The sequence below is a fragment of the Buchnera aphidicola (Pterocallis alni) genome (assembly GCF_964059075.1).
Taxonomy (GTDB): Bacteria; Pseudomonadota; Gammaproteobacteria; order Enterobacterales; family Enterobacteriaceae; genus Buchnera_L; species Buchnera_L aphidicola_AN.
The window spans coordinates 380,593-406,855 of sequence record NZ_OZ060377.1 but is presented as its reverse complement, the minus strand read 5'-3'; the positions used below and the strand labels follow the sequence as shown (position 1 = coordinate 406,855).

The following is a 26,263-nucleotide window of genomic DNA, read 5'->3' as shown; positions in this document are numbered from 1 at the left end:
TTTTTTTTTTGCATATTGCGATAAATACATAACATGTATTTGTACATGATATAAAATAATAAAAATATTATATTATTGAATGATATATGTATTTGTATTATTTCGTTTTATCTATTATTTATAAATAAATTATCCATTTTAAAATATTTAAATATAGGTTGATTATGATTTACTGTATGCAAAAAAATTTCTTTTTAAGAAAGAGAGCTATATTTTTTTCTAAAATACGGAGTTTTTTTTTTAAAAAAAAAGTACTGGAAATTGATACTCCTTTATTGACAAAATATACTATTACAGATGTCAATATTTCTTCTTTAAAAGTAGTATATCAAGATCAATTTTTATATAATAAAAATATTTTTATGTGGTTAATTACTAGTCCAGAATACCATATGAAAAGACTATTATCGTTAGGTATTGGTCCTATTTATCAAATTTGTCATGTTTTTAGAAAAGATGAAATTGGTAGGTATCATAATCCAGAATTTACCATGTTAGAATGGTATCAACCATTTTATGATATGTTTGATATGATTGATATGATTAAGTTTTTTTTTTATTGTGTTTTTAATATTTTATATTGTGAAATGATTTCATATCAAGATATATTTATTAGATATTTGAATATTGATCCTTTACATACTAATAAAAAAGAATTAAACTCTATTTTATGTTCTTTACATCATAAACATTTGATTAGTAGTAAAAACAATATTGTAGATATTTTAGAATTATTATTTATGATATATATACAACCTAAGATTGGACTGGAAATACCTATTTTTATTTATCATTATCCTAGAGAGCAGGCTATGCTTGCTAGAATTAATCAAAAAAATCATTTAGTATCCGATAGATTCGAAATTTTTTTTAAAGGTATTGAAATTGGTAATGGTTTCTATGAATTAATTAATAAAGTAGAGCAAAAAAAGAGATTTGAACAAGATAATGTTAAGAGAGTAAAATATGGTTTAGAAAGTAGAGAGATTGATTTTCGTTTATTAAACGCTTTAGATTCACAATATATGCCCGATTGTTCTGGTGTTGCAATTGGTATAGATAGATTAATGATGATTTTATTAGGTACAAATCATATTAAACATGTTATATCTTTTTCTTTTGAAAATTGTTAACATTTTCTATATTTTATATCTATTTACCAATAATTTTCTATACTGATATGACCTGGATATCTTCTGAGATGTTTGTTGAGTTTTTTGTATTTAATAAGAAAATGTTGTGTGTCTTTAACCATGGTTGGATTTCCACATAACATTATATGTGTATCAGTAGGATTGATGAAATATTGTATTTTGTTTTCAATTTTTTTACTTTTAAGTAAAATAGGAATTCTGCCCGTAATATATTTTTTGTGTCTTTCTCTACTAATAATTGCTTGTATGATTATTCTATTTTTATATTTTTTTTTTATTTTTTGTATTAATGGTAAATATATAAGTTCTGTTACATAGCTTACAGCATATAATATTATAATTTTTTTAATTTTGTATAATTCTGATTCATCCTGTAGTATAGAACAAAATGGTCCAATTGCTGTTCCAGTTGCTATCATCCATAAATTTTTACATTTTGGTATTTCGAACATTGTAAAAAATCCATTGGATTGTTTAGTAATAAGTATACTATCTCCTGGTAATAAATTATATAATTGGTTTGTCATTTTTCCTTGAGGAATTAATCTAATACAAAATTCTAATTTTTTATCTTTTGGTTCATTTACGTAAGAATATACTCTGTTAATATATTTTTTTTTATTTTTGATTCTTAATTTCGCAAATTGTCCTGCATAAAATGGTAATATTGGAGCTTCTAATATTATACTAAATAAGTGTACAGTCCATATTTTTATTTTTTTTATTTTTGCTTCTACCCATTCTGTCATTTTAAGACCTTAATGAATACAATATAATGATTGTATGGTATATTTGTATAATACAGTAAATTTTTTATAATATAAATTTATTTAAGTTTTCATTGGAAACTAGTTGGTCTAAGTGTTTACTAACATATTCTGAATTTATATGAATAATTTCCTTTTTTTCTTTATTAGAATAGAAAGAAATATCTTCCATTAATCTTTCTAATACTGTATATAACCTTCTTGCTCCAATATTTTCTGTATTTTCATTTACTTTCCAAGATGCTTCTGCAATTTTTTTAATTCCATTTTTTGTGAAATTAATAGTTATACCTTCTGTTTGCATAAGTTCTATATATTGTTTAGTAATTGATGTTTTTGTTTTTGTTAAAATTTTTTCAAAGTCATCTATGTTAAGAGGATGTAATTCTATTCTTACTGGTAACCTTCCTTGTAATTCTGGAATGAGGTCAGATGGAGTAGTTGTTTGAAAAGCTCCTGATGTAATAAATAGTATATGATCTGTTTTTACTATTCCATGTTTTGTAGATACGGTACAACCTTCTATTAATGGTAATAAATCTCTTTGTACTCCTTCTCTAGATACATCAATATTAGATGTTCCTCTTTTTTTGCAAATTTTATCTATCTCATCAATAAATACAATCCCATTTTGTTCCACTGATCGTATTGCTTCTTTTTTAATCTCTTCTGAATTTAATAATTTAGAAGCTTCTTCTTCTGATAGCAATTTTATTGCTTCTTTAATTTTTAACCTTTTTTTCGTTTGTTTTTGGTGATTTAAATTCTGAAAAAGTAATTGCAATTGATTGGTTAATTCTTCCATTCCTGGATGAGCCATGATTTCTATTCCCATAGGGTGATTTGCGATATTAATTTCAATTTCTTTATCATCTAACTTTCCTTTTTTTAATTGTTTTTTAAATTTTTCAATAGTGTTGATTGGTTTGGGTGTATTACTATCTGGATTCCAGTTTTTGTCTGTTGGGATTAAGATTTCTAAAATTTTTTGTTCTGCACGTTTTTTTGCTTGTTTTTTATTTTTGGCAATTTTTTGGTTTCTTATGATTTTAATAGCTACATCTGTTAAGTCTCGGATTATAGAATCTACTTCTTTACCTACATAACCTACTTCTGTAAATTTTGTTGCTTCTACTTTAATAAAAGGAGCATTAGCAAATTTTGCTAATCTTCTTGCAATTTCAGTTTTTCCTACACCTGTAGGTCCAATCATTAATATATTTTTAGGTGTTATTTCATCTCGTATTTCTTTTTTTACTTTCATTCTTCTCCATCTATTTCGTAATGCAACTGCTACGGCTCTTTTTGCTTTTTTTTGTCCAATAATAAATTTATCAAGTGCCTTGACAATTTCTGATGGAGTCATTGTAGACATAATATTTATCCTTTTTATTTTTCAGAGTGTAATTCTTTAATATTAAAAATGTGGTTAGTATATATACAGATATCTGCTGCGATACTTAATGATTTTTTTACAATATCTTGTGCTTCTAATTGAGAATTTTTTAGTAAAGCATATGCTGCAGCTTGGGCGTATGGACCTCCTGAACCTATAGCAATAATATCATTTTCTGGTTGTATGACATCTCCACTTCCTGTAATAATAAGGGAAATATTTTTATCTACTACAGCCAGTATTGCTTCTAATCTTCTTAATATGCGGTCACTTCTCCAATCTTTTGCTAATTCTATTGCTGAACGTTGTAATTGTCCTTGATATTTATCTAGTTTTTTTTCAAATAATTCAAAAAGTGTAAATGCATCTGCTGTTCCTCCAGCAAATCCTGCAATAATTTTATTATTATATAGTTGTCTGATTTTATTAACATTTTTTTTCATCACAGTATGTCCAAATGTTGCTTGTCCATCTCCTCCTAGTACTACTTTTTTATTTAATCGAACACTTAATATTGTTGTCATGGACATCTCTTTTATATAGTATTATTATTTTAAATATTTTATTGCAATAAAATATTTTATTATTTTATAAAATTGTATTAAATTTATTTATTTAATATAATATTTATTATACGTGTTAAATTTTTATTAAGAGTTAATATTATGAAAAAAGGTATTCATCCTAAATATAGTCAAATATCAGCTAAGTGTGTGTGTGGTAATACCATGATTTTATTTTCTACATTAAATCAAGAATTGTTAAACATAGATATATGTTATAAATGTCATCCTTTTTATACCGGGCAACAAAGAGTATTAAATAAAGGTGGTCGTATTGAGAGATTTAATAAGAAATTTTTTAGTTAAATAATATAGATATTTTATATGTATCATATGGTGAATAATATAATATACGATATTCAATATTTAAGCGGGAAACGAGATTCGAACTCGCGACTTCAACCTTGGCAAGGTTGCACTCTACCAACTGAGCTATTCCCGCATATATTATGTGATATAATATAATAATATTCTTGTATTTCAATGTTGTAAATGTAACTTATGATACATACATGTATTATTCATATAATTATTTTAATCAATACTACAAATTATTAATGATAGAAATGTATCATTGTTATTATTTTATCAAGTGTATTGTGTATAACAACAATGATATCATATTTTACAATAAAATTCTATGATTAATAATATTATTTACATAAATATATATTACTACGTTTGTATATCTATTTTTTTTGTCTTTTTTAATTCTGGCATTTTATATTCAAAGTTTATTGTTAATATACCTAATTTTAATTGCGCATAATTTATTTTAATTGGTTTATATAAATAAAAACTCATGGAAAAGTTATTATCTTGAATACCATGGTGAATATATTGTATTTGTTCTTTTTTTTCTTGTGTACAGTCTTGTTTTTTATTACTAGATATATTTAATTGTTCATCTTCCATAACAATATTGATTTCATTGTCATTATATCCGGGAGTGTGTATGATTAATTCATATTGATTTTTATCCTTTTTTATTAAATTATAATTTGGTATTTCAGATATTGGTTTTTCCCCTGTTAATGTACTGAATATTTTATCTATTTGTTTAAATCGATCAGAAAATGCATTATTATTTAGTGTGGGAGAAAAAGAAATAGTTTTATAAGACATTTATTCCCTCCTAATAAAATATGTACATAGTATTGATTTTTTAAGTATTTATATTGATAAAATATTTTAATATTTCAATATTGTATCTTATATATAAATATAAGGTGTATTATTTTTTTTTCAAGTTTTTTATAAATCGTATAATATTTAATTTATTAAGGAATATGTCATGAAGTATATTAATCCTACTCAAACTGCTTCTTGGAAGGTTTTAAAAAATCATTTTGATGAAATAAAAAATATACATTTAGTTGATTTATTTCAATGTGATAAAAATCGTTTTAAGAATTTTTCTTTTTTTTTACATAATAAGCAGGTTTTAATAGATATTTCAAAAAATAGAATAACTGATAAAACTATACAGTTATTATTACAATTGGTGCATGAGGTTGGGTTAAAACAGTCGATTCAAGATATGTTTAATGGGGAATATATTAATTGTACAGAAAATAGACCTGTATTACATACAGCGTTAAGAAATCAATCTAATACACCAGTGATATTAAATAATATAGATATTATGTCTGATATTCGTTCTGTATTAAATAAAATGAAAAATTTTTCTCATGATGTTATTTCTGGGTTGTGGAGAGGGTATTCAGGTAAAAGGATTAAAAATGTTGTTAATATAGGTATTGGTGGTTCAGATTTAGGTCCTAAAATGGTGATACAAGCTTTAAAAGAGTATAATAATCATTTAAATGTATTTTATCTTTCAAATATTGATAGTACAGAAGTATGGGATATAATTAAATTAAATAATTTTGAATCTACAATATTTTTAATATCTTCTAAAACTTTTAAAACTCAAGAAACTTTAACTAATGCTAGGACTATTCAGGATTTTTTTTTTAAAAAAGTTGGTAATTATGATTTTATAGAAAAACATTTTTTTGCTATTACTGCGAATATTTCAGGTGCTTTAGAATTTGGAATTAAACCAAACAATATATTTAGGTTGTGGGATTGGGTTGGAGGTCGTTATTCTTTATGGTCTGCAGTAGGATTATCTATTATGTTATCCATTGGATATGATAACTTTAATAGATTATTATGCGGTGCGTATGATATGGATATGCATTTTAAGAATACTAGTTTTGAAAAAAATATTCCTGTTTTATTAGCTTTAATTGGTATTTGGTACAATAATTTTTTTTATTCTGATACGGAGGTTATTTTACCTTATTATCAAAATTTATGTAAGTTTCCACAGTACATTCAACAAAGTAGCATGGAATCTAATGGGAAAAGTATAGATAGAAATGGAGATAAAATAGATTGGCAAACAGGTCCTATTTTGTGGGGAGAAGTAGGTACTAATGCACAACATTCATTTTTTCAATTAATACATCAAGGAACGAAGTTAATTCCATGTGATTTTATTGCTTCTATTATTTCCGATCATTCTATTAATAATCATAATACTATTTTATTATCTAATTTTTTTGCTCAAACTCATGCTTTAGCTTTTGGAAAACATTTTAAGAAAATAAATTTTTTTTCTTCCAATGATATACAAGTATATAATAATAATTATATTGATAAATTTAAAAATTTTGATGGTAATAAACCGAGTAATTCAATTTTATTTAAAAAGATTGATCCTTATGCATTAGGTTTATTAATTGCATTGTATGAACATAAAATATTTACACAAGGTATTATTTTTAATATTTTTAGTTTTGATCAATGGGGTGTAGAATTAGGTAAGGTAATATCAAACGATTTATATAGTAAATTAATTTATAAAGAATGTATTTTAGGTTATGATTCTTCTACTAATGGATTAATTGATTTTTATAATTTATATAGAAAATAATATGTAATAATACATGTAAAATTTTTTATATTTTCTGAGATTTATATGAATAAAAATAATATAAAAAAATTAGTATTATTTTTAATGGGGCCTACGGGATCTGGAAAAACAACATTAGCCATGAAATTACGTAGGTATTTACCTATAGAATTAATTAGTGTAGATTCTGCATTAATATATAAATATATGGATATTGGTACTGCTAAACCTACTAATACACAATTATTAAAACACCCTCATAAATTAATTAATTTTAAAGATCCATTAGATATTTATTCAGTAGTAGAGTTTAGAAATGATGCTTTAAAATCAATTCAAGAAATATTAAATATAGGTAAAATACCTTTATTAGTTGGTGGAACAATGTTTTATTATTATGTTCTATTACATGGTATATCTACTTTACCATCATCGAGTGCAATATTAAGAAAGAGATTTTTAAAGTATAAAAAAAATAATCTTATTTTTTTATTACATAAATATTTATCTATTTTAGATTTTGAAAGTTCTCAAAGAATACATTATTGTGATTTTTATAGAATTGTTCGAGCTTTAGAAATTTGTTTAGTTACTGGTAAAACTCATCGTGTTGTACATTCTAACCAAAATCATACATTTTTATATAATGTGTTACAATTTGCTCTTATCCCTCCTAAAAATTATTTACAATATAATATTAAAAATAGATTTTATGGCATGCTAAAACAAGGATTCGAAGATGAAGTAAAAAAATTATTTCATCGTGGTGATTTAAATTGCGAATTACCATCTATGCGATGTATTGGGTATAGACAAATGTGGTCTTATTTTTCTAATCGTATTAGTTATAATGATATGGTATATCAATCTATTCTTGCCACTAATCTATTATGTAAAAAACAAATGAATTGGTTACGAAAATGGGAAAATATACATTTGTTATATGCTTGTAATATACATGATTTAGTTAAAGAAGTACTATATCATACATCTAAAATAGTTAATTAGTTTACATAATAAAATTTTTATAAATTTCATGAAAGTATTTGAAATATTTTTAGTTTAATATATAAAATATGCAGTATTAATATTAGAATGAAAGATAAAATGAATCAATTTAATCATTTATATGAAGTAGAAACTATACAAATTAATGTTCCATATATAAATAATCCAGCATTAATATTTCATGAAATTTGTGGTAACAAAAAATGTACTTTATTATTAGAATCTGCTGAAATTAATAAAAAAAAACAATTAGAAAGTATGATGATTATAGATACAGCAATACGTATTATTGCATATAATAAAGTAGTGATTTTAGAATTTTATTCTCATAATGGCGATAATATAATAAAAAAAATATGTAAGGTATTACCGAAAGAAGTGAAAGTGAGTTATTATAAAAGAAAAATGAAATTAATTTTTCCTAAAATACATGCTAATATGGATGAAGATCAAAAATTACGATCCTTATCAGTATTAGATTCTTTTCGTTTTATTTCTCAAATTATTCAACCTTCTCGTGATTGTTTAAAATCTATTTTTTGGGGTGGACTATTTTCATATGATCTTGTAAATACTTTTGAAAATTTACCCAAAGTACATAGTATACAAAAGTGCCCGGATTTTTGTTTTTATTTATCAGAAGTATTATTAATTATTGATCATGTTAAAAAAATTAGTACTATTCAAGGTAGTATATTTTTAAATGATCCTGTTGAAAAAAACAGAATTAGAAAAAGATTATTACATATTAAAAAAAAGATGGAAAGTATACCCAGTACTATACCAATTAATATTATTAATACTCTTCCTATTAAATATAACTTTGATGATGTAGAATATAAAAAAATTGTTAAAAAAATGAAGACATATATTAAAAAGGGGGAAATATTTCAAATCGTACCTTCTAGACAATTTTTTATACCTTGTATATATTCATTATCTGCATATTATAGATTAAAGCTAAATAACCCAAGCCCATATATGTTTTTTATGCAAGATATAGATTTTATGTTATTTGGTGCTTCACCGGAAAGTTCTTTAAAATACAATGCACATGATAGGAAGATTGAAATTTATCCTATTGCTGGTACTCGCCCTCGGGGTATTAATAAATATGGAGTATTAGATTTAGATTTAGATGGTAGAATTGAGTTAGAAATGCGTACAAATAATAAAGAATTATCCGAACATTTAATGTTAGTTGATTTAGCTAGAAATGATTTATCAAAAATTTGTATTCCAGGTACGAGATTTGTTTCACATCTTACTAAAGTAGATCGTTATTCTCATGTTATGCATTTAGTTTCTAAAGTGGTAGGGATATTAAAAAATGATTTAGATTGTTTACATGCATATTCTGCTTGTATGAATATGGGTACTTTAACTGGTGCTCCAAAAATTAGAGCTATGCAATTAATTGCCAATGCGGAGAAGATTAAAAGAGGTAGTTATGGTGGAGCAATTGGTTATTTTACTGGAGAAGGTAATTTAGATACATGTATTGTTATTAGATCTGCTTACATAGAAAAGCAAATTGCAACAATTCAAGCTGGAGCAGGTATTGTATTGGATTCTATTCCAGTAGAAGAAGCACTAGAAAGTTGTAATAAATCTAAAGCTGTTTTAAATGCTATTATTCAATCTAATTATGAAGGGATATAATTGGTATGTTGGAAGATATTCTTTTAATAGATAATTTTGATTCTTTTACATATAATATTGTAGATCAATTACGTGTCTTAGGATATAGAGTAATTATTTATCGCAATATTGTTTCTTTGAATACTATTTTATCTGTTTTATTAAAATTACATAATCCGATTATATTATTATCTCCTGGGCCTGGGATACCAAAATATTCAGGATGTATATTAAATTTATTGAAATTTGTTATTGGTAGAATACCAGTTTTGGGAATTTGTTTAGGACATCAAGCTATTATTGAACATTATGGTGGTAGCATAGGTTATGCTCAGGAAGTATTACATGGTAAAACATCTTTAATTTATCATGATAAAAAAGATATGTTTTTAAATATTCCTAATCCTTTACTAGTGGCTAGATATCATTCATTGATTGGATATCATATTCCAAAATCTTTAGTAATTAATTCTTATATTAATAATATGGTTATGTCTGTGCGAAATAATCATAATAAAGTATGTGGATTTCAATTTCATCCTGAATCTATTTTAACTACTCAAGGTTTTGCTTTGTTAAAAAATACTTTACATTGGTTATATTCTTAACATATATACTATTTTTTTGAGTATCATTTTTATAATAATATATTAATTAATATTGATTGTAAATTTTAATTTAAAATGATTAAATATTTTAATAAGGGTAATAATGAATAAAAATATTGTGATATTAGGTACACAATGGGGTGATGAAGGAAAAGGGAAAATTGTCGATTATTTAACTGAGATGTATAATTATGTTGTACGATATCAAGGTGGTCATAATGCTGGCCATACATTAGTTGTTAATAAAAAAAAAATTGTTTTACATTTAATTCCTTCTGGTATTTTACATAATCATGTGATTTGTGTATTAGGGAATGGTGTTGTAATTTCTATTATTGATTTAATAAAAGAAATAGATATGTTATCTCAATTAGGTATTAAATTAGATAAACGTTTAATTATATCCTCTCATTGCCCTATGATTTTACAATATCATGTACAAATAGATCTTGCTAGAGAACTTGCTTTAGGGAAAGATTGTATTGGTACTACTGGAAGAGGTATAGGACCTGCATATGAGGACAAAGTTTCTAGATTAGGTTTAAAAATATTTGATTTATATAATATGGAATTGTTTGCCAAAAAATTAAAAAGAAATGTTGACTATTATAATTTTCAATTAGTGAATTATTATAAATCGAGCCCAGTAGATTATAATAATATTTTAACTGAAGTTTTAAAGTATAGAGATTGTATATTAGAAAAGGTAGATGATGTTCCTATGTTATTACAAGATGCATTTTGTAATAAGAAACATGTTATCTTTGAAGGCGCTCAGGGATCATTACTAGATTTAGATCATGGTACTTTCCCTTATGTGACTTCTTCTAATAGTACGATTGGTGGTGTTTTTACTGGTTCTGGTGCTCACATGAAACATATTAACTTTGTTTTAGGTGTTGTGAAATCTTATTGTACGAGAGTTGGATCTGGTCCATTTCCTACAGAATTAAAGGATGATATTGGTTTGCATTTATGTATAAAAGGTAAAGAAATTGGTTCAACTACTGGTCGTAAAAGAAGAACAGGATGGTTAGATTTAGTTTTATTGTATCGTTCTATTGTATTAAATTCTATTTCTTCTTTGTGTTTAACAAAATTAGATGTATTAGATGAATTACCAGAAATTAAAGTGTGTATTGCTTATAAAATAAATAATGTATTAGTAGATAATAAAAAATTTTTTCCATTTTCGAATTTAGAAAATGTGCAACCAGTATATATCACTTTACCTGGTTGGAAAAAATCTACTAAAGGAGTAACATGTTTACATGATTTACCTTTAGAAGCTAAAAAATATATTTCATATATTGAAGAATATTGTGGTGGTAATATATTAGTAGATATTATTTCTACTGGCCCGGATAGATGTGAAACTATAGTTTTGGATGATTTATTTAAGAAAAAAAATATATAAATTATTTTTTTTATTCAACAGTATCATTAATTATTTTTATATTATATTATTTATAATTTTAATAATATTTTATTATTAATATTGTTGTTTATATAAATTTTAATTTTTTTACATTTTTATTGTATAATACATGTGTAAAATATTTTTATGTATCATGAAATATTTATGTAGTATATTAAAATAATTTGTACAGTACTGTCTATTATGATAGATATTTTAAATTTATTGCATTTTGCAATAAATTGTTTACAAGGTTAATATATGAATCATTATGAAATTATAGTTATGATTAACCCCGATCAAAATTCAGAACAAGTTTTAAAAAAAATATGTGTTTATAAAAAATTTATTACTGAAAATCATGGTTTAATACATAGAGAAGAAGATTGGGGTAGAAGACAATTAGCATATCCTATTAAAAAGTTACATAAAGCATATTATATTCTTTTCAACATTGAATTACAATCTAATTTTATTTCCTTACTCAAGGAGAAATTTATTTTTGATAATACAATTATTAGACATTTAATTATTAATATGAAAAATAAAGTACAACATGATTCTCCTATGATTAAATTAAAAGATGAGAATAAAAAATAATTGATTTATATTATTTATGTGAACTATTTTTTTATAAATATATTTTATTTATATGCAGAGGTTATATGGTACGATATTTTCGAAGAAGAAAATTTTGTAAGTTTACAGCGGAAAATATTACAGTTGTTGATTACAAAGATATAGTAATGTTGCGAGGTTATATTACTGAAAGTGGTAAAATTATTCCTAGTAGAATTACTGGAACATGTACTAAATACCAGAAAAAATTATCTACAGCTATAAAAAGAGCTAGATATCTTTCTTTAATTCCTTATACTGATCAACATAGTTAGTATCTTTTAAAATATTTAATAAGGTAAAAATGAAAATTATTCTATTAAAAAATATTAGAGGTTTAGGTAAATCTGGTAGTACCAAGATAGTTAAATCGGGGTATGCAAGAAATTATCTAGTTCCAACTGGGAAAGCGGTATTAGCAAATAACAAGAATATACAAGATTTAGAATATTATAATAAAAATGTATATCAAGAATATAAATTAAAAATAGCAAAATCTCGTCTCAGAGTATTACAGATAAAAAAAATTCATTATATAAATATATATGTTTCCTCTGGGGAAAATGGTAAATTATTTGGTTCTATTGGTTCAAAAGATATCGCAGGTGAGATAACATCTATAGGTAGTATAGTATCTAAACAAGAAATATTTATTAAAGAAAATTTCATTAGATATATTGGTAATTATAAAGTTGTATTTCAACCACATAAAGAGGTTTCTTGTTATATTTTAGTTAAAGTAAGAACTAAAAAATAATATTATTTATGTCATTTGAGATATATTAATAATGTATAATTATTTAAATAAATAATTTTTTTTACAAAGATGTATTTTATAATACATCTTTTTATTTTTTTGGTATAATATGTTATTAATTATAAAATATATTTTAAATTATGTACATTATAGATGTGAAAATATTAGATAGTCGATTAGGTTCGGTATTTCCTTTTTGTAAATATGCTACTTCTGGTTCTTGTGGTTTAGATTTACGGGCTATGTTATTTAGTAATACAATTATTGTTAGTAATACAGTTTCTTTAATACCAACAGGTATTGCTATTTTTATTAGAAATCCATTAATTACGGCCATGATTTTACCTAGATCAGGGTTAGGTCATAAAAATGGTATTATATTAGGTAATACAATTGGATTAATTGATTCAGATTACCAAGGTGAATTGTTACTTTCTATTTGGAATAGAAGTAATAATAATTTTGTAATTCGACCAGGTGATCGAATTGCTCAATTAGTTTTTGTTCCAATTATAAAACCAATTTTTAATATAGTTTCAGAGTTTCAAGATACAAAAAGAAATGTAGAAGGTTTTGGTCATACTGGATTATAATTTTAGCTATAGTATTTATATGGGTATTTTTTTTGATCCATATTTTTTATAATATAATAGTAAATTCTTTAACTCTTCTTTTTTTGTATTTTTTTCTTTTAAATATTGTATTAGGTCGATAACATTGATAATAGAAAATATTTTACAATTATGTTGTTGATGAATTTCTTGATGTGTGCTATTTTTTTTTAGTATTCCTTTTTCTTTTCTATCAAAAGCAACAAAAATTCCAGATATGATATTTTTCTGATTTAAATGTTTTATATTTTCTTGTATAGTTAATCCGGCAGTAATAACATCATCTATGATAATAATTTTTTGTTTTATTAATTCTTTCCCTACTATTATTCCCGAATCACTGTATAATTTATGTTCTTTTCTGTTAAAAGCATATTTTATATTTAAATTATATATTATTTTTAATGCTATAGCAGTAGATGATACAAGTGGTATACCTTTGTATGCTAACCCAAAAAGTCTATTAAAACTTATTTTTGAATGAATAATAGAATATGCATAAAATTGACTTAATTTAAATATATCATATCCACTATATAAGAACTGTGAGTTAAAAAAATAAGGACTGATTCTTCCTGATTTTAATTTAAATTGCCCGAATTGTAATACTTTTTTTTTTAATACAAATTTAATAAATTTTTTTTTCCGTCTATTCATATTGTACTCATTTTATTGAAATTATTATTTTATGAATGTGGCCCTTGCTGGATTTGAACCAGCGACCCAGCGATTATGAGTCGCTTGCTCTAACCACTGAGCTAAAGGGCCTATATATATATTATAAATAAAATTACAAATATAATCTATATTTTTTTTTAAAAAAAAAAAAATGTTTGACAAAATTATATTTCATTAGTATAATATTTCATACAATCCTCTGTAGTTCAGTTGGTAGAACGGCGGACTGTTAATCCGTATGTCACTGGTTCGACCCCAGTCGGAGGAGAGTGAATTTTTATAAATATGATTGTACTTTATATTTATATCATCATACATTTATAATATATTATGAATTTTATGAATACATATACTGTAAATAAACAAGAAGATAGTTTTTTGTTTTATGATTATGAAACGTTTGGTGTTCATACTGCATTAGATAAACCATGTCAGTTTGCTTGTATCAGAACTAATTTAAATTTATATATAGTTAATAAACCAAAAATTTTTTACTGTTATCCTCCAACTGATTATTTACCAAATCCAATATCTGTTTTAACAAACGGTATTACTCCAGAGTTAACATTAAAATATGGAATGAATGAATTTTTTTTTTCAGAAAAAATTTATAATATTTTAAATTGTACTAACACTTGTATAGTAGGTTATAATAATATCAATTTTGATGATGAAATAACACGTAATATATTTTATAGAAATTTTTTAGATCCTTATACTTGGAGTTGGAAAAATAATAATTCCAGAATAGATTTAATGTACATTATTATTGCTTGTTACGCTTTATCGCCTACAGGAATTAATTGGTTATATAGTGAATCAAGAGTACCGAGTTTTAAATTAGTTGATTTAACTAAGTGTAATAACATTATTCATAATAATGCACATACTGCTTTATCAGATGTATATGCAACAATAAACTTATTTAAATTAATTAAATATAAAAAACCCAAACTATTGAATTTTTTTTTAAAATATAGATTTAAAAATAATATTAAATCTCTAATAAATATTATAAATTATGTTCCTTTGATATATATTAGTGGTATATTTGGAAAATTAAGAAATTATATTACTTGTATTGTTCCTTTATTTTGGAATAATAAAAATATTAATATGTTGTTTTTTTTTGATTTGTATATGAATCCTGTAACATTAATAGAATTTATTAAAAATACATCTATTAAGAGCATGACATTTAAAAAATTATTTAAGTTAGGTATAAATTTTTTAAGTATTAATAAATGCCCGATATTAATTCCTATTCATTTTTTTACTAGTTATAAGTTAAACCATTTTGGTATCAATATTACATGTTATTTAAAAAAAATACGTATATTACGTAAAAATATTTTTCTTTTACAAAGAGTTATATTTTATGTACAATCGCATATTTATAGAAAATTTGATAATGTTGATTTACAAATGTATGATGCTTTTTTCTGTTGGAAAGATAAAAAAATTATGTCAAGGATACACAAAGATCCTATAAAGCAATTTAAAAATAAAAATTTAAATTTTTTTGATATTAGGTGTAAAGAATTATTTTTTAAATGTTGCGCTCGTAATTTTTATGATTTATTGACTCAAAAAGAAAAAAATCAATGGTTTATACATCGTGCAAGAATGTTTAGTAAATTATATATATATAATTATGTATTAAAAGTGAGATTTTTGATGGGTTTGTATTTTCATAATTGTAAAAAAAAAAAGGCATTATACCATTTATTAAAATATATTATTATTTTTTTTTTTATATATCAATAAATTATTTTGTCTTATTTTTTTTAAATAAAAAATTTATCATATTTTTTTCTACTATTTTATAGTGTGTAATATTTGTCATATTTAAATTATTTTCATTAATCAATTTTGTTTGTTCTTTCATCCATTTTTCCCACGCTATTTTAGAAATATTTTGGTGTATTTTTTTTCCTATTTCACCTGGGTAAAATTGTTTTTCGTATCCTTCAGATATTTTTTTTAAAAATTGACAAAATATGATTTTCATATATTTTCTTTTATTAAATTAGTTATAATTTTTTTTATTGGAGATGGTATACCAATATGTTGATTTAATTTTTTATTATACCATATATTTTTTGTATTTTGTATTATATTTTTTTTATTTGTTATTTGAATAATAAAAAAAAACATTTGTAAATTTATATTACTACAGTGATGATTAACTTTTGTATATTGAATATTTTTATTATCATGTATATTATGTTTATATAACCAAATATTCATTTTCAATATACTTGTAAATTCTGGAAAACAAAATAAGTTTTTCCATATTTTTTTTTCTTTTCTTTGCTGTAAGAATAAGGTTTGATCATATTTTAAAATTACATAATACCTTTTTTTGTTTTTTAATAATTTTTTAAATGATATTTTTTGTATGTCTTTTTGAGGTATATATTGACAGTATTTTTTTATTGGACATAAATGACATTTTGGTTTTTTAGGTAAACATACTAATGCTCCTAAATCCATCATACCTTGATTAAATTTTCCAGTATTATAGATAGGAGTAATATTTTCAATTATTTCCCATAATTTTTTTTGTAGGACATGTAGTGTATATATTGGTTGTATATTGTAAATTCGCATTAATATTCTTTTAACATTACCATCTAGAATAGGAGCGTATAAATTATAACCTAGTGATATAATAGCTCCTGCTGTTGTTTTTCCAATTCCTGGTAATTTGATTAGTTCAGTAGCGTGGTTGGGAATAATACCATTATATTTATTTATTATAATTTTAGATGTTTTATATATAGAGTGTGCTCTAGAATAATATCCTAACCCGCTCCATAAATATAAGATTTTATTTATATTAGTGCAAGAAATAGTATAAATATTTGGAAATTCTGTAATAAATTTTTTAAAGTATGGTATTACTGTTTGTACTTTTGTTTGTTGTAACATGATTTCTGAAATCCAAGTATAATATGGAGTTTTATAAACCTGCCATGGTAAATTATTTCTTCCATATACATGTTGCCAATTAATAATTAATTGTGCATACTGCCAATATTTCATATTTAATTTTTACTTATTTTGTTTGTTTATGATTATAATAATATATTTATCGGATATGAATAGTATATATGAAATATATTATTACTAATAATTTATGTATACCACAATATAATAAAGATGGAAATATAATTCGAACTTCTCGCAGTTTTATTTGTCGTAATAGATCTTTAAGTAGACAATCTATAAATTTGATAAAAACATATTGGAAAGATATTGGTATAGATTTTAAAAAAAAAAAAATAGATTGTAGTAGTATGTTTGATAATGTAGATAATCCAATAATACTAGAAGTGGGATTTGGTGATGGTAGTTCTTTAATAAATAGTGCTTTAATGTATAAAAATTATAACATTTTAGGTGTAGAGGTATATATACCTAGTATCCCTAAAATAATACATAAGTTATTTTTGGAGGGGAAATGTATTAATAATATTAAAGTGATTTTACATGATGTAGTAGAAGTATTACAATATATGATATGTAATAATTCTATTCATATTATACAATTTTTTTTCCCTGATCCTTGGGTAAAATTACGTCATCATAAAAGAAGAATATTGAATATATCTGTTATTAATTTGGTATGTACCAAATTAGTTCCGGGGGGTATATTACATATAATTACAGATTGTAAATCATATTATCATAGTATTGTAGATATAACAAATGGTATTCAAAATCTAAAAAATATTTCAGAATTTTATTGTTTATCATATTATTCTGGTTTTTTATCTACTCGATTTGCCCAAAAAGCACTGTTAAAAAATAATAAAATTTATAATTTAATTTTTATTTGTGTTAAATAGTGTTATGATTACTTTTATATATGTATGAAATAGGAAAGCAGGTTGTTAAGAAAAATTCTTCCGTATGGTAAAATAGACCAATAGTTTTCTGTTTCTATAAGATATTTTTTTAATATAGATTTTTTAATGATATGTTGAATATTTTTCGGTTTTATCTTAGTAGATTGGTAAAAGTGTTTTTTGTTTATGGGTTTTAATAATCTAAATGTATTAATAAAATATTCGAATGGTCTATCTTGGTTAGAAATATTATATATTTTATATAAGTATTGTTTTTTATTATTTATATAGTCATATATTCTTTTTTGTTTTATGGTTCTTATAATTTTTCCTGTAATTTGTGTAAACTTTCCGTATGATCCACAACCTATCCCAATATAATCACCAAATTTCCAATAATTTAAGTTGTGATAACAGGGAGAATTATTTTTTGTATATGAAGATATTTCGTATTTTTTATAATTATTCTTATGTAAGAGTTTATTACCTTTAGTATACATCTTCCATATTTTTTCTTCTTGAGGAATGCTTGGTTTTTGATAATAAAATATAGTATTTTTTTCTATGTTTAGTTGATACCAAGAAATATGGTTTGGTTTAAGGGATATCGCTTGTTTTAGATCTATTATACATTGTGATATAGTTTGATTAGGTAATCCATACATTAAATCTATGTTAATGTTTAATTTTGTATTTTTTTTAATTTGTTTGATTATTTTGATAGCTGTAATAGAAGAGTGTGTTCTACCAAGAGATTTTAATATTTTATTATTAAAACTTTGTACACCGATAGATATTCTATTAATTCCTATTTTAGTATATTTAATTACTGTATCAATAGTAATAAATTCAGGATTAATTTCGATAGTGAATTCTATATTATTATCGATATTTATAATATTTTTAATATTATTCATTAGTATTTTTAATAGTTTATAATTTAATAAACTAGGAGTTCCTCCTCCTATAAATATAGTTTTTATTATTCTATTTTTTATTAAATATGTATCATTTATTAAATCATGAATCATATGTTTAATATAATGAATAGTGATTTTTGTATTTTTTTTTATTTGATATGTATTAAAATCACAATATAAACATTTTTTTAAACACCATGGTATATGAATATATAATCCTAATTGAGGTATTAACATAATTAAGGGTTTTGATTTATAAAATTAGTATATTTTATCATACATTTATATACAATTTTTTGAAAACCATGATTCTAGTATTAATACTGCAGATAAAGAATCTATTTTATTTTTATTCAATTTTTTATAACCTCCTTGTAAATATAGTATAGATTTTGATTCTATAGTTGTTAATCTTTCATCTTGTAATTTAATTGGTATTAGGAATCTAGTATATAATTCTTTAGCAAAATATTTAACTGTATGAGTAATTTTTTGTTTTGTTCCATCCATATTTAAGGGATATCCTACTATCATTAATTTAGGTTCCCATGTTATAATTAAATTATGAATATTATTCCAATTAATTTTTTTATTATATATTTGAATGGGTTGTAAAGATCTAGCGGTATTTGTAATTTTTTGACCAACTGCTACTCCAATATTTTTTGTTCCAAAATCAAATGCTAATATGATCATATTTATAAATATACGTGGTGACTAGATAATTGATATAGGGGTATTCCTAATTTTTTATTTACCTTATTCCATTTTTTTTTTGGGGTTGTATGAAATAATACATTATGTGTTGCTGGGATAGTTAACCATACATTATGTAATAATTCATTTTCTAATTGGTTTTTATCCCATATACAATATCCCAAGAAAAGTAATATATTATTTGTTTTTTGAATCATTCCTAAAGATTCTAAAATATCTTTAGAAGTAGTTATAATAGTATTTTTTGTAATTTTTAAACTAGAATAGAATTTTTTTTTTATAGCATGGATTACAATACCGCGATCTTGAGCGATTGGTCCTCCAATCATTACGGCATCATGTAGGATAGGGCCAAATGTATAATATGATGTTTCAATATTTAATTTTTTTAAAATATGTTTGATTTTTATTTTTTTGAACGCTTTATTAATTATGATACCCATGGCCCCATTGGTATTATGTTCACAAATATATACTACACTTTTATGAAAGATTGTTTGTTGTATAGAGGGCATTGCAATTAAAAAATTATTTTGTAGACTTATTTCCATAATGTATCTCAATATTACAAATTCAATTATATAATAATATATGACAAAATTATAATATATTTATAATTTTCATGTATCAATAGGATACTTCGTGATTACAGTAATTATCGAATCGAGATAAATTTCCATTAAATGTTAATTTTATAACACCATTAGGGCCATTTCTTTGTTTTCCTATTATAATTTCCGCAATACCTTTTGCTTCACTGTTTTCATTATATATTTCATCTCGATAAATAAAAAGAATTAAATCTGCATCTTGTTCTAATGCTCCCGATTCTCTTAAATCAGAATTAATTGGTCTTTTGTCTGATCTTTGTTCTAGTGAACGATTTAATTGAGATAATGCAATAATAGGTATTTTTAATTCTTTAGATAAAGATTTTAAAGTTCTTGAAATTTCTGCAATTTCTAGATTTCTATGCTCAGACAGATGTGGAACATTAATTAATTGTAAATAATCAATCATAATTAAACTTAAACCATTTTTTTTTCTATATAAATATCTGGATTTAGAACGGATTTCACTAGGAGTTAATCTGGATGAATCATCTATATATATATTATTTTTTTTTAGCAATATATTAATTGTACTAGACAGGTTAGACCAATCTTCTTCATTTAAGTTTCCGGTCTTAATTTTATTTTGATAAATACGCGATAATGAGGAAAGCATGCGGATAATTATTTGTTCTCCTGGCATTTCTAAACTAAATATTAATACTGGTTTTTCATATATCATGGCTACATTTTCACAAATATTCATAGCAAATGTTGTTTTACCCATTGAAGGTCTGGCTGCAATAATAATTAATTCGGAAGGTTGGAGTCCTAATGTTTTTTTATTCAAGTCTTGATATCCTGTATCAATTCCGGTAATATTATTTTTCGGTGATTTAATTAAATTTTCAATGACTGTAATTGTCTGGTCTAACATAGTTTTAATATTTTTAGGATGATTACTTTTTTTTAATCTTTTTTGAGAAATATTTAATATGTTAAATTCCGCATAATCTAAAATTTCTAAAATTGTTTTTTCTTTTGGTTGGTATCCAATATTTGATATTTTATTACCAATTTTAATAATATCTCTTAAAATTGCTCTCTCTTTTATTATATTTGCATATGCTATGATATTTTCTGTGCTTGGTGTATGTTTTATAATTTCTGATAAATAAGAGAATTTTCCTATCTTTTCTAATATACCTTTTTTTTCTAGTGATTCAGAGAGAGTAATAAGATCAATAGGATAATTTGTATTGATTAATTTTTGCATTTCATTAAAGATTAATCTATGAGATATATGAAAAAAGTCTTTATCAATAATATGCTCTGCAACATTATCCCACTTTTTATTATCTAACATCAATCCGCCTAAGACAGATTGTTCTGCTTCTATAGAATAAGGTAATTTTAAATTATTAATATTTTGTTTTTGCATAGAATATTTATATTTTTTCATATTTTTCTTTTTATTATGGGTTAAAATTTTTATTAAATGACATAATAATTAATATTTTTATAATAAAAATTAATATTTATTTTAAGAATGTAATGGTATTGAACAAAAATTTTATTTTTTTATATATAATAAATTTGTTTATATAGAAATTATTTATTTTTTATTTAAGGATAATATATTATGGTCAGTAGAGGAGTAAATAAAGTTATTTTAATTGGTAATTTAGGGAAAGATCCTGAAATACGATATCTTCCTAATGGTAATGCTGTTACAAATATTACTATAGCAACTTCGGAATATTGGAAAGATAAAAAAACAGGAGATATGAAGGAAAAAACGGAATGGCATAGAGTAATATTGTTTAGTAAATTAGCTGAAATTGCTGGAGAATATTTAAAAAAAGGATCACAAATTTATATTGAGGGTTCTTTACAAACAAGAAAATGGAAAGATAAACATGGCATTGATCGTTATACCACTGAAGTATTAGTAAATATGAATGGTAAAATGCAAATGTTGGGTAGTAGAGTACATGGAAATAAAAATTCTACTATACAAGAAAATATTTCTAGTAATGTACATACAGAATTAACAAAAAACAAAGATGATATAGATAATGAATTTAAAGATAAATTATTGGAAGAAGATTTATCTAGCGTAGAATTTGATGAAGAATTACCGTTTTAAATATATACAAGTAAGAAAAAACATAATACTATAAACTATTTTAATTTGTATTTTATAGGATGCAATATCTACATTATATATTTTTAATGTAATAATGATTATGTTAAATATATAATTTTTTTATCTTAAATATATATTTTAAAATATTTTGTGGTATGTATATATTATGAAATATGCCCTTATAGATTATATTTAGATAATTTTATTATATTTTGTTATAATTATAAATTATTTAATCTGTTTATCATTTAATTTATAATTTTATTCTTAATGGTAATAAAAATATAATTTATTAATTTTATATATATTTTAATAATATAAAAATTTTTATATTATATTAAATATTTTACATATTTATTAATATGAAATAAATGAATAATTATGATTTATATCACTAATATTGCGCAAAATTATTTAAAGAAACTTGTATATAAAGAAAAAGAATTAAAACATCTGAAGATATCTATTACAAATCCCGGTACTAGTATTGCTGAATGTAAAATTTCTTATAGTAATTGTATAGATTTGCATAATACGGATATTGAAGTAAAATATATTTATTTTAATATTTATATTAATCAAATTATTACTCATTATTTACAAGATGCAAAAATTGATTTAATTATTGATGAATTAAATGAACAACTAGTATTAGTTGCTCCTCATGCTAAAAATAAGGTAAATGATTATGTTAAAAATTGTTGTTCTGATGATAAAAATGTTATCTTACTAAATAAATTACAAAATTATATTGAATTACATATTAATCCTATGTTAATGCAACATGGTGGTAAAATTGTTTTAATGAATTTAACTAAATTAGGTTATTTAAATATAAAATTTTTAGGTAGTTGTAATGGATGTGCCATGTCTAATACAACTTTACATGATAGTATTGAAAAAAAAATTTTACATAAATTTCCTGAATTAACTGGAGTCATAGACGTGACCAAACACCATCGTGGAAATCATTCTTTTTATTAAATTTTTATCATATACATATTTCAAATTATTTTTATGGGTATATATCATTTATGAATATAAATATATTCATTATAATTGAATAATTATTGAAATTACAGGATACAAAATGAAAAGAGTGTTTATTTTAGTATTAGATTCATTTGGAATTGGTTATAGCGTAGATGCAAATGTATTTTGTGATTTAGGATCGAATACATTTGGTCATATATCAGAATATTGTTATCTTGGTAAAGCTAATGTGGGCAGATATGGTCCTTTATATATTCCTAATTTAATTTCTTTAGGTTTAGGCCATATTTATCAAAAAATGTATGGTCAATTACCAAATGGTATTATTGGAAGTAGCAATATTATTAGTACTCATGGTTATTTGAGTGAATTATCTTTATCAAAAGATACTACTGCTGGACATTGGGAGATTGCAGGTTCTCCTGTATTATTTAAATGGGATTATTTTGATAATAAAAAAAATAGTTTTTCTGATTTATTAATGAATTATATTATATTTAAGTGTAATTTATCTGGTATCTTAGGTAATTGTCACGCTTCTGGTACTGATATATTATATAACTTTGGTGAATTACATATTCAAACAAAAAAACCTATTTTTTATACATCTGCTGATTCAGTGATACAAATTGCTTGCCATGAAGAAATATTTGGATTAGAAGAGTTATATCAATTATGTGAAGCAGTACGTAGTATATTAGATCAATATAAGTTAAACGTTGCTAGAGTGATTGCTAGACCTTTTATTGGGGAAAATAAGTTTAATTTTTTTAGAACAAATAATCGAAAAGATTTTTCTAAACCTCCCAATGGTATAACTATTATGCAAAAGTTAATATCTGAGTTAAATGGTCAGGTAATAGCAATAGGTAAAATTGCAGATATATTTGCTAATGTGGGAGTTACTAAAAAAATATGTGCATTTGGGTTAAAGGATTTAATGAATTGTAGTATTAATTTAGTTAAAACAGCTCCTAGTAATACAATTGGGTTTATTAATTTTGTTGATTTTGATTCTCTTTGGGGGCATAGAAGAGATTTTGTTGGTTATGCTCAAGGGTTAGAATTTTTTGATAATCAATTGCCTCGCTTATTACATTCCTTATATGATGATGATTTATTAATTATTACCGCGGATCATGGTTGTGATCCTACCTGGGTAGGTACTGATCATACAAGAGAATATGTTCCAATGTTACTATATCATAAAAAATTATGTAATAAATATATTGGAAATAGGAAAACTTTTTCTGATATTGCACAAACAGTAGCAAAGTATTTTGCTTTATCTTCTATGAATTATGGAATTAGTTTATTGTAAATATATTATTTTATATTTATGTGCATTATTTTTAAAGTTTTTCATTTGGGATAATATTGTATGATTACGCCACATATTAATGCTAGAAAAAATGATTTTTCTGAATTAGTAATTATGTCAGGAGATCCTATTAGAGTTAGATATATAGCAGAAAATTTTTTAGATAATTGTATTGAAGTTACTAATATCCGCTATATGTTAGGTTTTACTGGGTATTATAAAGGTTGTAGAGTTTCTGTTATGAGTCATGGTATGGGAATTCCATCTGCTGCTCTTTATATTGAAGAATTAGCACAATATTATCATGTAAAAAAAATAATTAGATTAGGTACTTGTGGTACAGTACAAAAAAATATTAAATTAAAAGATATTATTATTGCTATGGGTGCTTGTACTGATTCTAGTTTTAATAGAAATCGTTTTAGTAATTATGATTATTCTGCAATAGCAGATTTTGATATAATTTGTAATATAAATAATTTTGCACAGTATATGGGGATTCCATTACATATTGGTAATTTTTTTACAACTGATATTTTTTATTTTAAAGATCGGAAAATATATAATTTATTAAAAAAATATAATATTTTAGGAATTGATATGGAAACAGCTGGTTTTTATAGTATTGCAGCGGAATTTAATATTAAAGCTATGTCTATGTGTTGTGTTTCGGATCATCTTAAATTTAATGAACGTTTATCTAGTAATGATAGATTATTTTCATTCAACAATATGATTAAATTATCTTTAGATACTATCACATTATAGTCATATTAAATAAATTTTTTCAAATTGGTGAGAAAGGGATTCGAACCCTTGATGCGATAATGCGCATACACGCTTTCCAAGCATGCTCCTTAAACCACTCGGACATCTCACCTTATTTTATATAATGTATTATAAATTATATAATAATATTTTATTATACTTATAATATAAATATTTTATACATTTAATTATATTTATATTCATTATTTATATTATATCAAATAGATATTAAAATATATATGCATTTTATTTTTTATAGCGTTTATACTAATAGGTATTAAATAAAAATTATGTTAATGATTTTAATATGGTAGATAAAAGAAATTTATTTTTAATCGGGCCAATGGGAGCTGGAAAAAGTACTATTGGTCGTCAACTAGCCAAAGAATTAAATATGGATTTTTATGATTCAGATCAAGAAATTGAGAAAAGGACTGGAGTGGATATTAGTTGGGTATTTGATATAGAAGGAGAAGAAGGGTTTAGAAAAAGAGAAGAAAAAATTATTAATGAATTAACAAGTATAAATAAAATTGTTTTAGCTACAGGTGGCGGATCTATTTTATCAAAAAAAATAAGAAATGTTTTATCTGCTCGCGGTATAATTATATATTTAAAAGTAACTATTGAACAACAATTAATACGTACTAAAATGAGTAAAAATAGACCGTTATTAAATGGTTCTCAACCTAAAGAGGTTATATTAAAAGATATTTCTATTGCTCGTAATCCTTTATACGAAGAAATATCTGATATAATAGTTCATACAGATAATAAAAGTACTAAAGCAATAGTATACCAAATTTTAAATGATTTAAAAAAAATTTAGTTGTTATTAATAAATTAGAG

General features: G+C 23.4%; 29 protein-coding genes and 4 tRNA genes. 19 read left to right on the top strand and 14 right to left on the bottom strand.

Annotated features, from left to right (window positions below; genetic code table 11):
• Nucleotides 1-158 precede the first annotated feature (158 nt).
• Nucleotides 159-1,133: an elongation factor P--(R)-beta-lysine ligase gene (gene epmA / locus AB4W54_RS02000; RefSeq protein WP_367674437.1), complete on the top strand. Its 975-nt coding sequence runs from the start codon at nt 159-161 to the stop codon at nt 1,131-1,133.
• Nucleotides 1,134-1,156: 23 nt separating this feature from the next.
• On the opposite strand, the gene AB4W54_RS01995 is transcribed toward epmA, so the two are convergent.
• The 3 genes from AB4W54_RS01995 to hslV form a co-directional block, all read right to left on the bottom strand.
• Nucleotides 1,157-1,903 carry an FAD-binding oxidoreductase gene (locus AB4W54_RS01995; RefSeq protein ID WP_367674436.1) on the bottom strand — a complete coding sequence of 249 codons (747 nt, stop codon included), beginning with the start codon at nt 1,901-1,903 and terminating at the stop codon, nt 1,157-1,159.
• A 64-nt stretch (nt 1,904-1,967) separates the two neighbouring features.
• Nucleotides 1,968-3,296, bottom strand: coding sequence for an HslU--HslV peptidase ATPase subunit (gene hslU, locus AB4W54_RS01990; protein ID WP_367674435.1), 1,329 nt, complete (start codon nt 3,294-3,296; stop codon nt 1,968-1,970).
• Nucleotides 3,297-3,310: 14 nt separating this feature from the next.
• Nucleotides 3,311-3,841: an ATP-dependent protease subunit HslV gene (hslV, locus tag AB4W54_RS01985; protein ID WP_367674434.1), complete on the bottom strand. Its 531-nt coding sequence runs from the start codon at nt 3,839-3,841 to the stop codon at nt 3,311-3,313.
• 141 nt (nt 3,842-3,982) lie between these two features.
• Between hslV and rpmE the strand changes: the two genes are divergently transcribed.
• On the top strand, nt 3,983-4,186 hold the full coding sequence (rpmE, locus tag AB4W54_RS01980; RefSeq protein ID WP_367674433.1) for a 50S ribosomal protein L31: 204 nt from the start codon (nt 3,983-3,985) through the stop codon (nt 4,184-4,186).
• 63 nt (nt 4,187-4,249) lie between these two features.
• Here the strand turns inward: rpmE and AB4W54_RS01975 are convergent.
• Nucleotides 4,250-4,322, bottom strand: a tRNA-Gly gene (locus AB4W54_RS01975).
• Nucleotides 4,323-4,555: 233 nt separating this feature from the next.
• Nucleotides 4,556-5,005, bottom strand: a complete 450-nt coding sequence (locus tag AB4W54_RS01970) for an Hsp20 family protein (protein ID WP_367674432.1) — start codon at nt 5,003-5,005, stop codon at nt 4,556-4,558.
• Nucleotides 5,006-5,174: 169 nt separating this feature from the next.
• Here AB4W54_RS01970 and pgi point away from each other — a divergent pair, with 169 nt between their 5' ends.
• The 9 genes from pgi (at nt 5,175) to dut (ending at nt 13,445) form a co-directional block, all read left to right on the top strand.
• On the top strand, nt 5,175-6,824 hold the full coding sequence (gene pgi / locus AB4W54_RS01965) for a glucose-6-phosphate isomerase (protein ID WP_367674431.1): 1,650 nt from the start codon (nt 5,175-5,177) through the stop codon (nt 6,822-6,824).
• Between the two features lie 45 nt (nt 6,825-6,869).
• On the top strand, nt 6,870-7,811 hold the full coding sequence (gene miaA, locus AB4W54_RS01960; RefSeq protein WP_367674430.1) for a tRNA (adenosine(37)-N6)-dimethylallyltransferase MiaA: 942 nt from the start codon (nt 6,870-6,872) through the stop codon (nt 7,809-7,811).
• 87 nt (nt 7,812-7,898) lie between these two features.
• Complete coding sequence (locus AB4W54_RS01955) at nt 7,899-9,473, top strand: anthranilate synthase component 1 (RefSeq protein WP_367674429.1); 1,575 nt, start codon at nt 7,899-7,901, stop codon at nt 9,471-9,473.
• Nucleotides 9,474-9,481: 8 nt separating this feature from the next.
• Nucleotides 9,482-10,060, top strand: coding sequence for an aminodeoxychorismate/anthranilate synthase component II (locus AB4W54_RS01950; protein ID WP_367674634.1), 579 nt, complete (start codon nt 9,482-9,484; stop codon nt 10,058-10,060).
• 103 nt (nt 10,061-10,163) lie between these two features.
• Nucleotides 10,164-11,477 (top strand): adenylosuccinate synthase, encoded by a 1,314-nt coding sequence (locus tag AB4W54_RS01945; RefSeq protein WP_367674428.1) that lies wholly within the window; start codon nt 10,164-10,166, stop codon nt 11,475-11,477.
• A gap of 261 nt (nt 11,478-11,738) precedes the next feature.
• Nucleotides 11,739-12,077, top strand: a complete 339-nt coding sequence (rpsF, locus tag AB4W54_RS01940; RefSeq protein WP_367674427.1) for a 30S ribosomal protein S6 — start codon at nt 11,739-11,741, stop codon at nt 12,075-12,077.
• A gap of 65 nt (nt 12,078-12,142) precedes the next feature.
• Entirely contained in the window at nt 12,143-12,370 is a 228-nt protein-coding gene (gene rpsR, locus AB4W54_RS01935) for a 30S ribosomal protein S18 (protein ID WP_367674426.1), read from the top strand.
• A 29-nt stretch (nt 12,371-12,399) separates the two neighbouring features.
• Nucleotides 12,400-12,852: a 50S ribosomal protein L9 gene (gene rplI / locus AB4W54_RS01930; RefSeq protein ID WP_367674425.1), complete on the top strand. Its 453-nt coding sequence runs from the start codon at nt 12,400-12,402 to the stop codon at nt 12,850-12,852.
• Nucleotides 12,853-12,989: 137 nt separating this feature from the next.
• Complete coding sequence (gene dut, locus AB4W54_RS01925) at nt 12,990-13,445, top strand: dUTP diphosphatase (RefSeq protein WP_367674633.1); 456 nt, start codon at nt 12,990-12,992, stop codon at nt 13,443-13,445.
• A gap of 15 nt (nt 13,446-13,460) precedes the next feature.
• Here dut and pyrE read toward each other — a convergent pair whose 3' ends face one another.
• Both pyrE and AB4W54_RS01915 read right to left on the bottom strand, forming a co-directional pair.
• Nucleotides 13,461-14,120, bottom strand: coding sequence for an orotate phosphoribosyltransferase (gene pyrE, locus AB4W54_RS01920; RefSeq protein WP_367674424.1), 660 nt, complete (start codon nt 14,118-14,120; stop codon nt 13,461-13,463).
• A gap of 38 nt (nt 14,121-14,158) precedes the next feature.
• Nucleotides 14,159-14,231: transfer RNA gene (locus AB4W54_RS01915), tRNA-Ile, on the bottom strand.
• A gap of 105 nt (nt 14,232-14,336) precedes the next feature.
• Here AB4W54_RS01915 and AB4W54_RS01910 point away from each other — a divergent pair.
• Together AB4W54_RS01910 and sbcB are read left to right on the top strand one after the other, a co-directional pair.
• Nucleotides 14,337-14,409 (top strand) — tRNA-Asn (locus AB4W54_RS01910).
• 71 nt (nt 14,410-14,480) lie between these two features.
• A complete protein-coding gene (sbcB, locus tag AB4W54_RS01905; RefSeq protein WP_367674423.1) occupies nt 14,481-15,908 on the top strand; it encodes an exodeoxyribonuclease I in 1,428 nt (475 codons plus the stop codon).
• Nucleotide 15,909: 1 nt separating this feature from the next.
• On the opposite strand, the gene AB4W54_RS01900 is transcribed toward sbcB, so the two are convergent.
• Both AB4W54_RS01900 and mutY read right to left on the bottom strand, forming a co-directional pair.
• The gene (locus AB4W54_RS01900) at nt 15,910-16,152 is read right to left on the bottom strand and encodes an oxidative damage protection protein (RefSeq protein ID WP_367674422.1); all 243 of its coding nucleotides are present in this window, start codon (nt 16,150-16,152) and stop codon (nt 15,910-15,912) included.
• Entirely contained in the window at nt 16,149-17,189 is a 1,041-nt protein-coding gene (mutY, locus tag AB4W54_RS01895) for an A/G-specific adenine glycosylase (RefSeq protein ID WP_367674421.1), read from the bottom strand. The genes AB4W54_RS01900 and mutY overlap by 4 nt, the downstream gene beginning before the upstream one ends.
• A 68-nt stretch (nt 17,190-17,257) precedes the next feature.
• Here mutY and trmB point away from each other — a divergent pair, with 68 nt between their 5' ends.
• On the top strand, nt 17,258-17,995 hold the full coding sequence (gene trmB, locus AB4W54_RS01890) for a tRNA (guanosine(46)-N7)-methyltransferase TrmB (RefSeq protein WP_367674420.1): 738 nt from the start codon (nt 17,258-17,260) through the stop codon (nt 17,993-17,995).
• Nucleotides 17,996-18,009: 14 nt separating this feature from the next.
• Here trmB and hemW read toward each other — a convergent pair whose 3' ends face one another.
• The 4 genes from hemW to dnaB all read right to left on the bottom strand — a co-directional run bounded on the left by hemW (nt 18,010) and on the right by dnaB (nt 21,645).
• Nucleotides 18,010-19,155, bottom strand: a complete 1,146-nt coding sequence (hemW, locus tag AB4W54_RS01885) for a radical SAM family heme chaperone HemW (protein ID WP_367674632.1) — start codon at nt 19,153-19,155, stop codon at nt 18,010-18,012.
• Nucleotides 19,156-19,197: 42 nt separating this feature from the next.
• Nucleotides 19,198-19,611, bottom strand: coding sequence for a Holliday junction resolvase RuvX (ruvX, locus tag AB4W54_RS01880; protein WP_367674419.1), 414 nt, complete (start codon nt 19,609-19,611; stop codon nt 19,198-19,200).
• 2 nt (nt 19,612-19,613) lie between these two features.
• The gene (locus tag AB4W54_RS01875; RefSeq protein WP_367674418.1) at nt 19,614-20,183 is read right to left on the bottom strand and encodes a YqgE/AlgH family protein; all 570 of its coding nucleotides are present in this window, start codon (nt 20,181-20,183) and stop codon (nt 19,614-19,616) included.
• 76 nt (nt 20,184-20,259) lie between these two features.
• Nucleotides 20,260-21,645 (bottom strand): replicative DNA helicase, encoded by a 1,386-nt coding sequence (gene dnaB, locus AB4W54_RS01870; protein ID WP_367674417.1) that lies wholly within the window; start codon nt 21,643-21,645, stop codon nt 20,260-20,262.
• A gap of 180 nt (nt 21,646-21,825) precedes the next feature.
• On the opposite strand from dnaB, the gene ssb reads away from it, so the two are divergent.
• The 4 genes from ssb (at nt 21,826) to deoD (ending at nt 25,414) form a co-directional block, all read left to right on the top strand.
• Entirely contained in the window at nt 21,826-22,332 is a 507-nt protein-coding gene (ssb, locus tag AB4W54_RS01865; protein ID WP_367674416.1) for a single-stranded DNA-binding protein, read from the top strand.
• Between the two features lie 381 nt (nt 22,333-22,713).
• Nucleotides 22,714-23,316, top strand: coding sequence for a NifU family protein (locus AB4W54_RS01860; protein ID WP_367674415.1), 603 nt, complete (start codon nt 22,714-22,716; stop codon nt 23,314-23,316).
• A 106-nt stretch (nt 23,317-23,422) separates the two neighbouring features.
• Entirely contained in the window at nt 23,423-24,646 is a 1,224-nt protein-coding gene (locus AB4W54_RS01855; RefSeq protein ID WP_367674414.1) for a phosphopentomutase, read from the top strand.
• A 60-nt stretch (nt 24,647-24,706) separates the two neighbouring features.
• On the top strand, nt 24,707-25,414 hold the full coding sequence (deoD, locus tag AB4W54_RS01850; RefSeq protein WP_367674413.1) for a purine-nucleoside phosphorylase: 708 nt from the start codon (nt 24,707-24,709) through the stop codon (nt 25,412-25,414).
• A gap of 25 nt (nt 25,415-25,439) precedes the next feature.
• Here deoD and AB4W54_RS01845 read toward each other — a convergent pair.
• Nucleotides 25,440-25,526, bottom strand: a tRNA-Ser gene (locus AB4W54_RS01845).
• 195 nt (nt 25,527-25,721) lie between these two features.
• On the opposite strand from AB4W54_RS01845, the gene aroK reads away from it, so the two are divergent.
• Entirely contained in the window at nt 25,722-26,243 is a 522-nt protein-coding gene (gene aroK, locus AB4W54_RS01840; protein WP_367674412.1) for a shikimate kinase AroK, read from the top strand.
• Nucleotides 26,244-26,263 lie beyond the last annotated feature (20 nt).

Excerpts from the sequence above, each read along its gene's own strand:
- hslU (WP_367674435.1), bottom strand. The coding sequence starts at position 3,296 with ATGTCTACAATGACTCCATCAGAAATTGTCAAGGCACTTGATAAATTT.
- aroK (WP_367674412.1), top strand. The coding sequence starts at position 25,722 with ATGGTAGATAAAAGAAATTTATTTTTAATCGGGCCAATGGGAGCTGGA.
- AB4W54_RS01875 (WP_367674418.1), bottom strand. The coding sequence starts at position 20,183 with ATGGAAATAAGTCTACAAAATAATTTTTTAATTGCAATGCCCTCTATA.
- mutY (WP_367674421.1), bottom strand. The coding sequence starts at position 17,189 with ATGAAATATTGGCAGTATGCACAATTAATTATTAATTGGCAACATGTA.
- AB4W54_RS01955 (WP_367674429.1), top strand. The coding sequence starts at position 7,899 with ATGAAAGATAAAATGAATCAATTTAATCATTTATATGAAGTAGAAACT.
- ssb (WP_367674416.1), top strand. The coding sequence starts at position 21,826 with ATGGTCAGTAGAGGAGTAAATAAAGTTATTTTAATTGGTAATTTAGGG.
- pyrE (WP_367674424.1), bottom strand. The coding sequence starts at position 14,120 with ATGAATAGACGGAAAAAAAAATTTATTAAATTTGTATTAAAAAAAAAA.
- AB4W54_RS01855 (WP_367674414.1), top strand. The coding sequence starts at position 23,423 with ATGAAAAGAGTGTTTATTTTAGTATTAGATTCATTTGGAATTGGTTAT.
- miaA (WP_367674430.1), top strand. The coding sequence starts at position 6,870 with ATGAATAAAAATAATATAAAAAAATTAGTATTATTTTTAATGGGGCCT.
- AB4W54_RS01970 (WP_367674432.1), bottom strand. The coding sequence starts at position 5,005 with ATGTCTTATAAAACTATTTCTTTTTCTCCCACACTAAATAATAATGCA.
- AB4W54_RS01995 (WP_367674436.1), bottom strand. The coding sequence starts at position 1,903 with ATGACAGAATGGGTAGAAGCAAAAATAAAAAAAATAAAAATATGGACT.
- sbcB (WP_367674423.1), top strand. The coding sequence starts at position 14,481 with ATGAATACATATACTGTAAATAAACAAGAAGATAGTTTTTTGTTTTAT.
- rpsF (WP_367674427.1), top strand. The coding sequence starts at position 11,739 with ATGAATCATTATGAAATTATAGTTATGATTAACCCCGATCAAAATTCA.
- rplI (WP_367674425.1), top strand. The coding sequence starts at position 12,400 with ATGAAAATTATTCTATTAAAAAATATTAGAGGTTTAGGTAAATCTGGT.
- rpsR (WP_367674426.1), top strand. The coding sequence starts at position 12,143 with ATGGTACGATATTTTCGAAGAAGAAAATTTTGTAAGTTTACAGCGGAA.
- AB4W54_RS01860 (WP_367674415.1), top strand. The coding sequence starts at position 22,714 with ATGATTTATATCACTAATATTGCGCAAAATTATTTAAAGAAACTTGTA.
- rpmE (WP_367674433.1), top strand. The coding sequence starts at position 3,983 with ATGAAAAAAGGTATTCATCCTAAATATAGTCAAATATCAGCTAAGTGT.
- AB4W54_RS01945 (WP_367674428.1), top strand. The coding sequence starts at position 10,164 with ATGAATAAAAATATTGTGATATTAGGTACACAATGGGGTGATGAAGGA.
- deoD (WP_367674413.1), top strand. The coding sequence starts at position 24,707 with ATGATTACGCCACATATTAATGCTAGAAAAAATGATTTTTCTGAATTA.
- ruvX (WP_367674419.1), bottom strand. The coding sequence starts at position 19,611 with ATGATCATATTAGCATTTGATTTTGGAACAAAAAATATTGGAGTAGCA.
- hslV (WP_367674434.1), bottom strand. The coding sequence starts at position 3,841 with ATGACAACAATATTAAGTGTTCGATTAAATAAAAAAGTAGTACTAGGA.
- AB4W54_RS01900 (WP_367674422.1), bottom strand. The coding sequence starts at position 16,152 with ATGAAAATCATATTTTGTCAATTTTTAAAAAAAATATCTGAAGGATAC.
- trmB (WP_367674420.1), top strand. The coding sequence starts at position 17,258 with ATGAAATATATTATTACTAATAATTTATGTATACCACAATATAATAAA.
- pgi (WP_367674431.1), top strand. The coding sequence starts at position 5,175 with ATGAAGTATATTAATCCTACTCAAACTGCTTCTTGGAAGGTTTTAAAA.
- dnaB (WP_367674417.1), bottom strand. The coding sequence starts at position 21,645 with ATGAAAAAATATAAATATTCTATGCAAAAACAAAATATTAATAATTTA.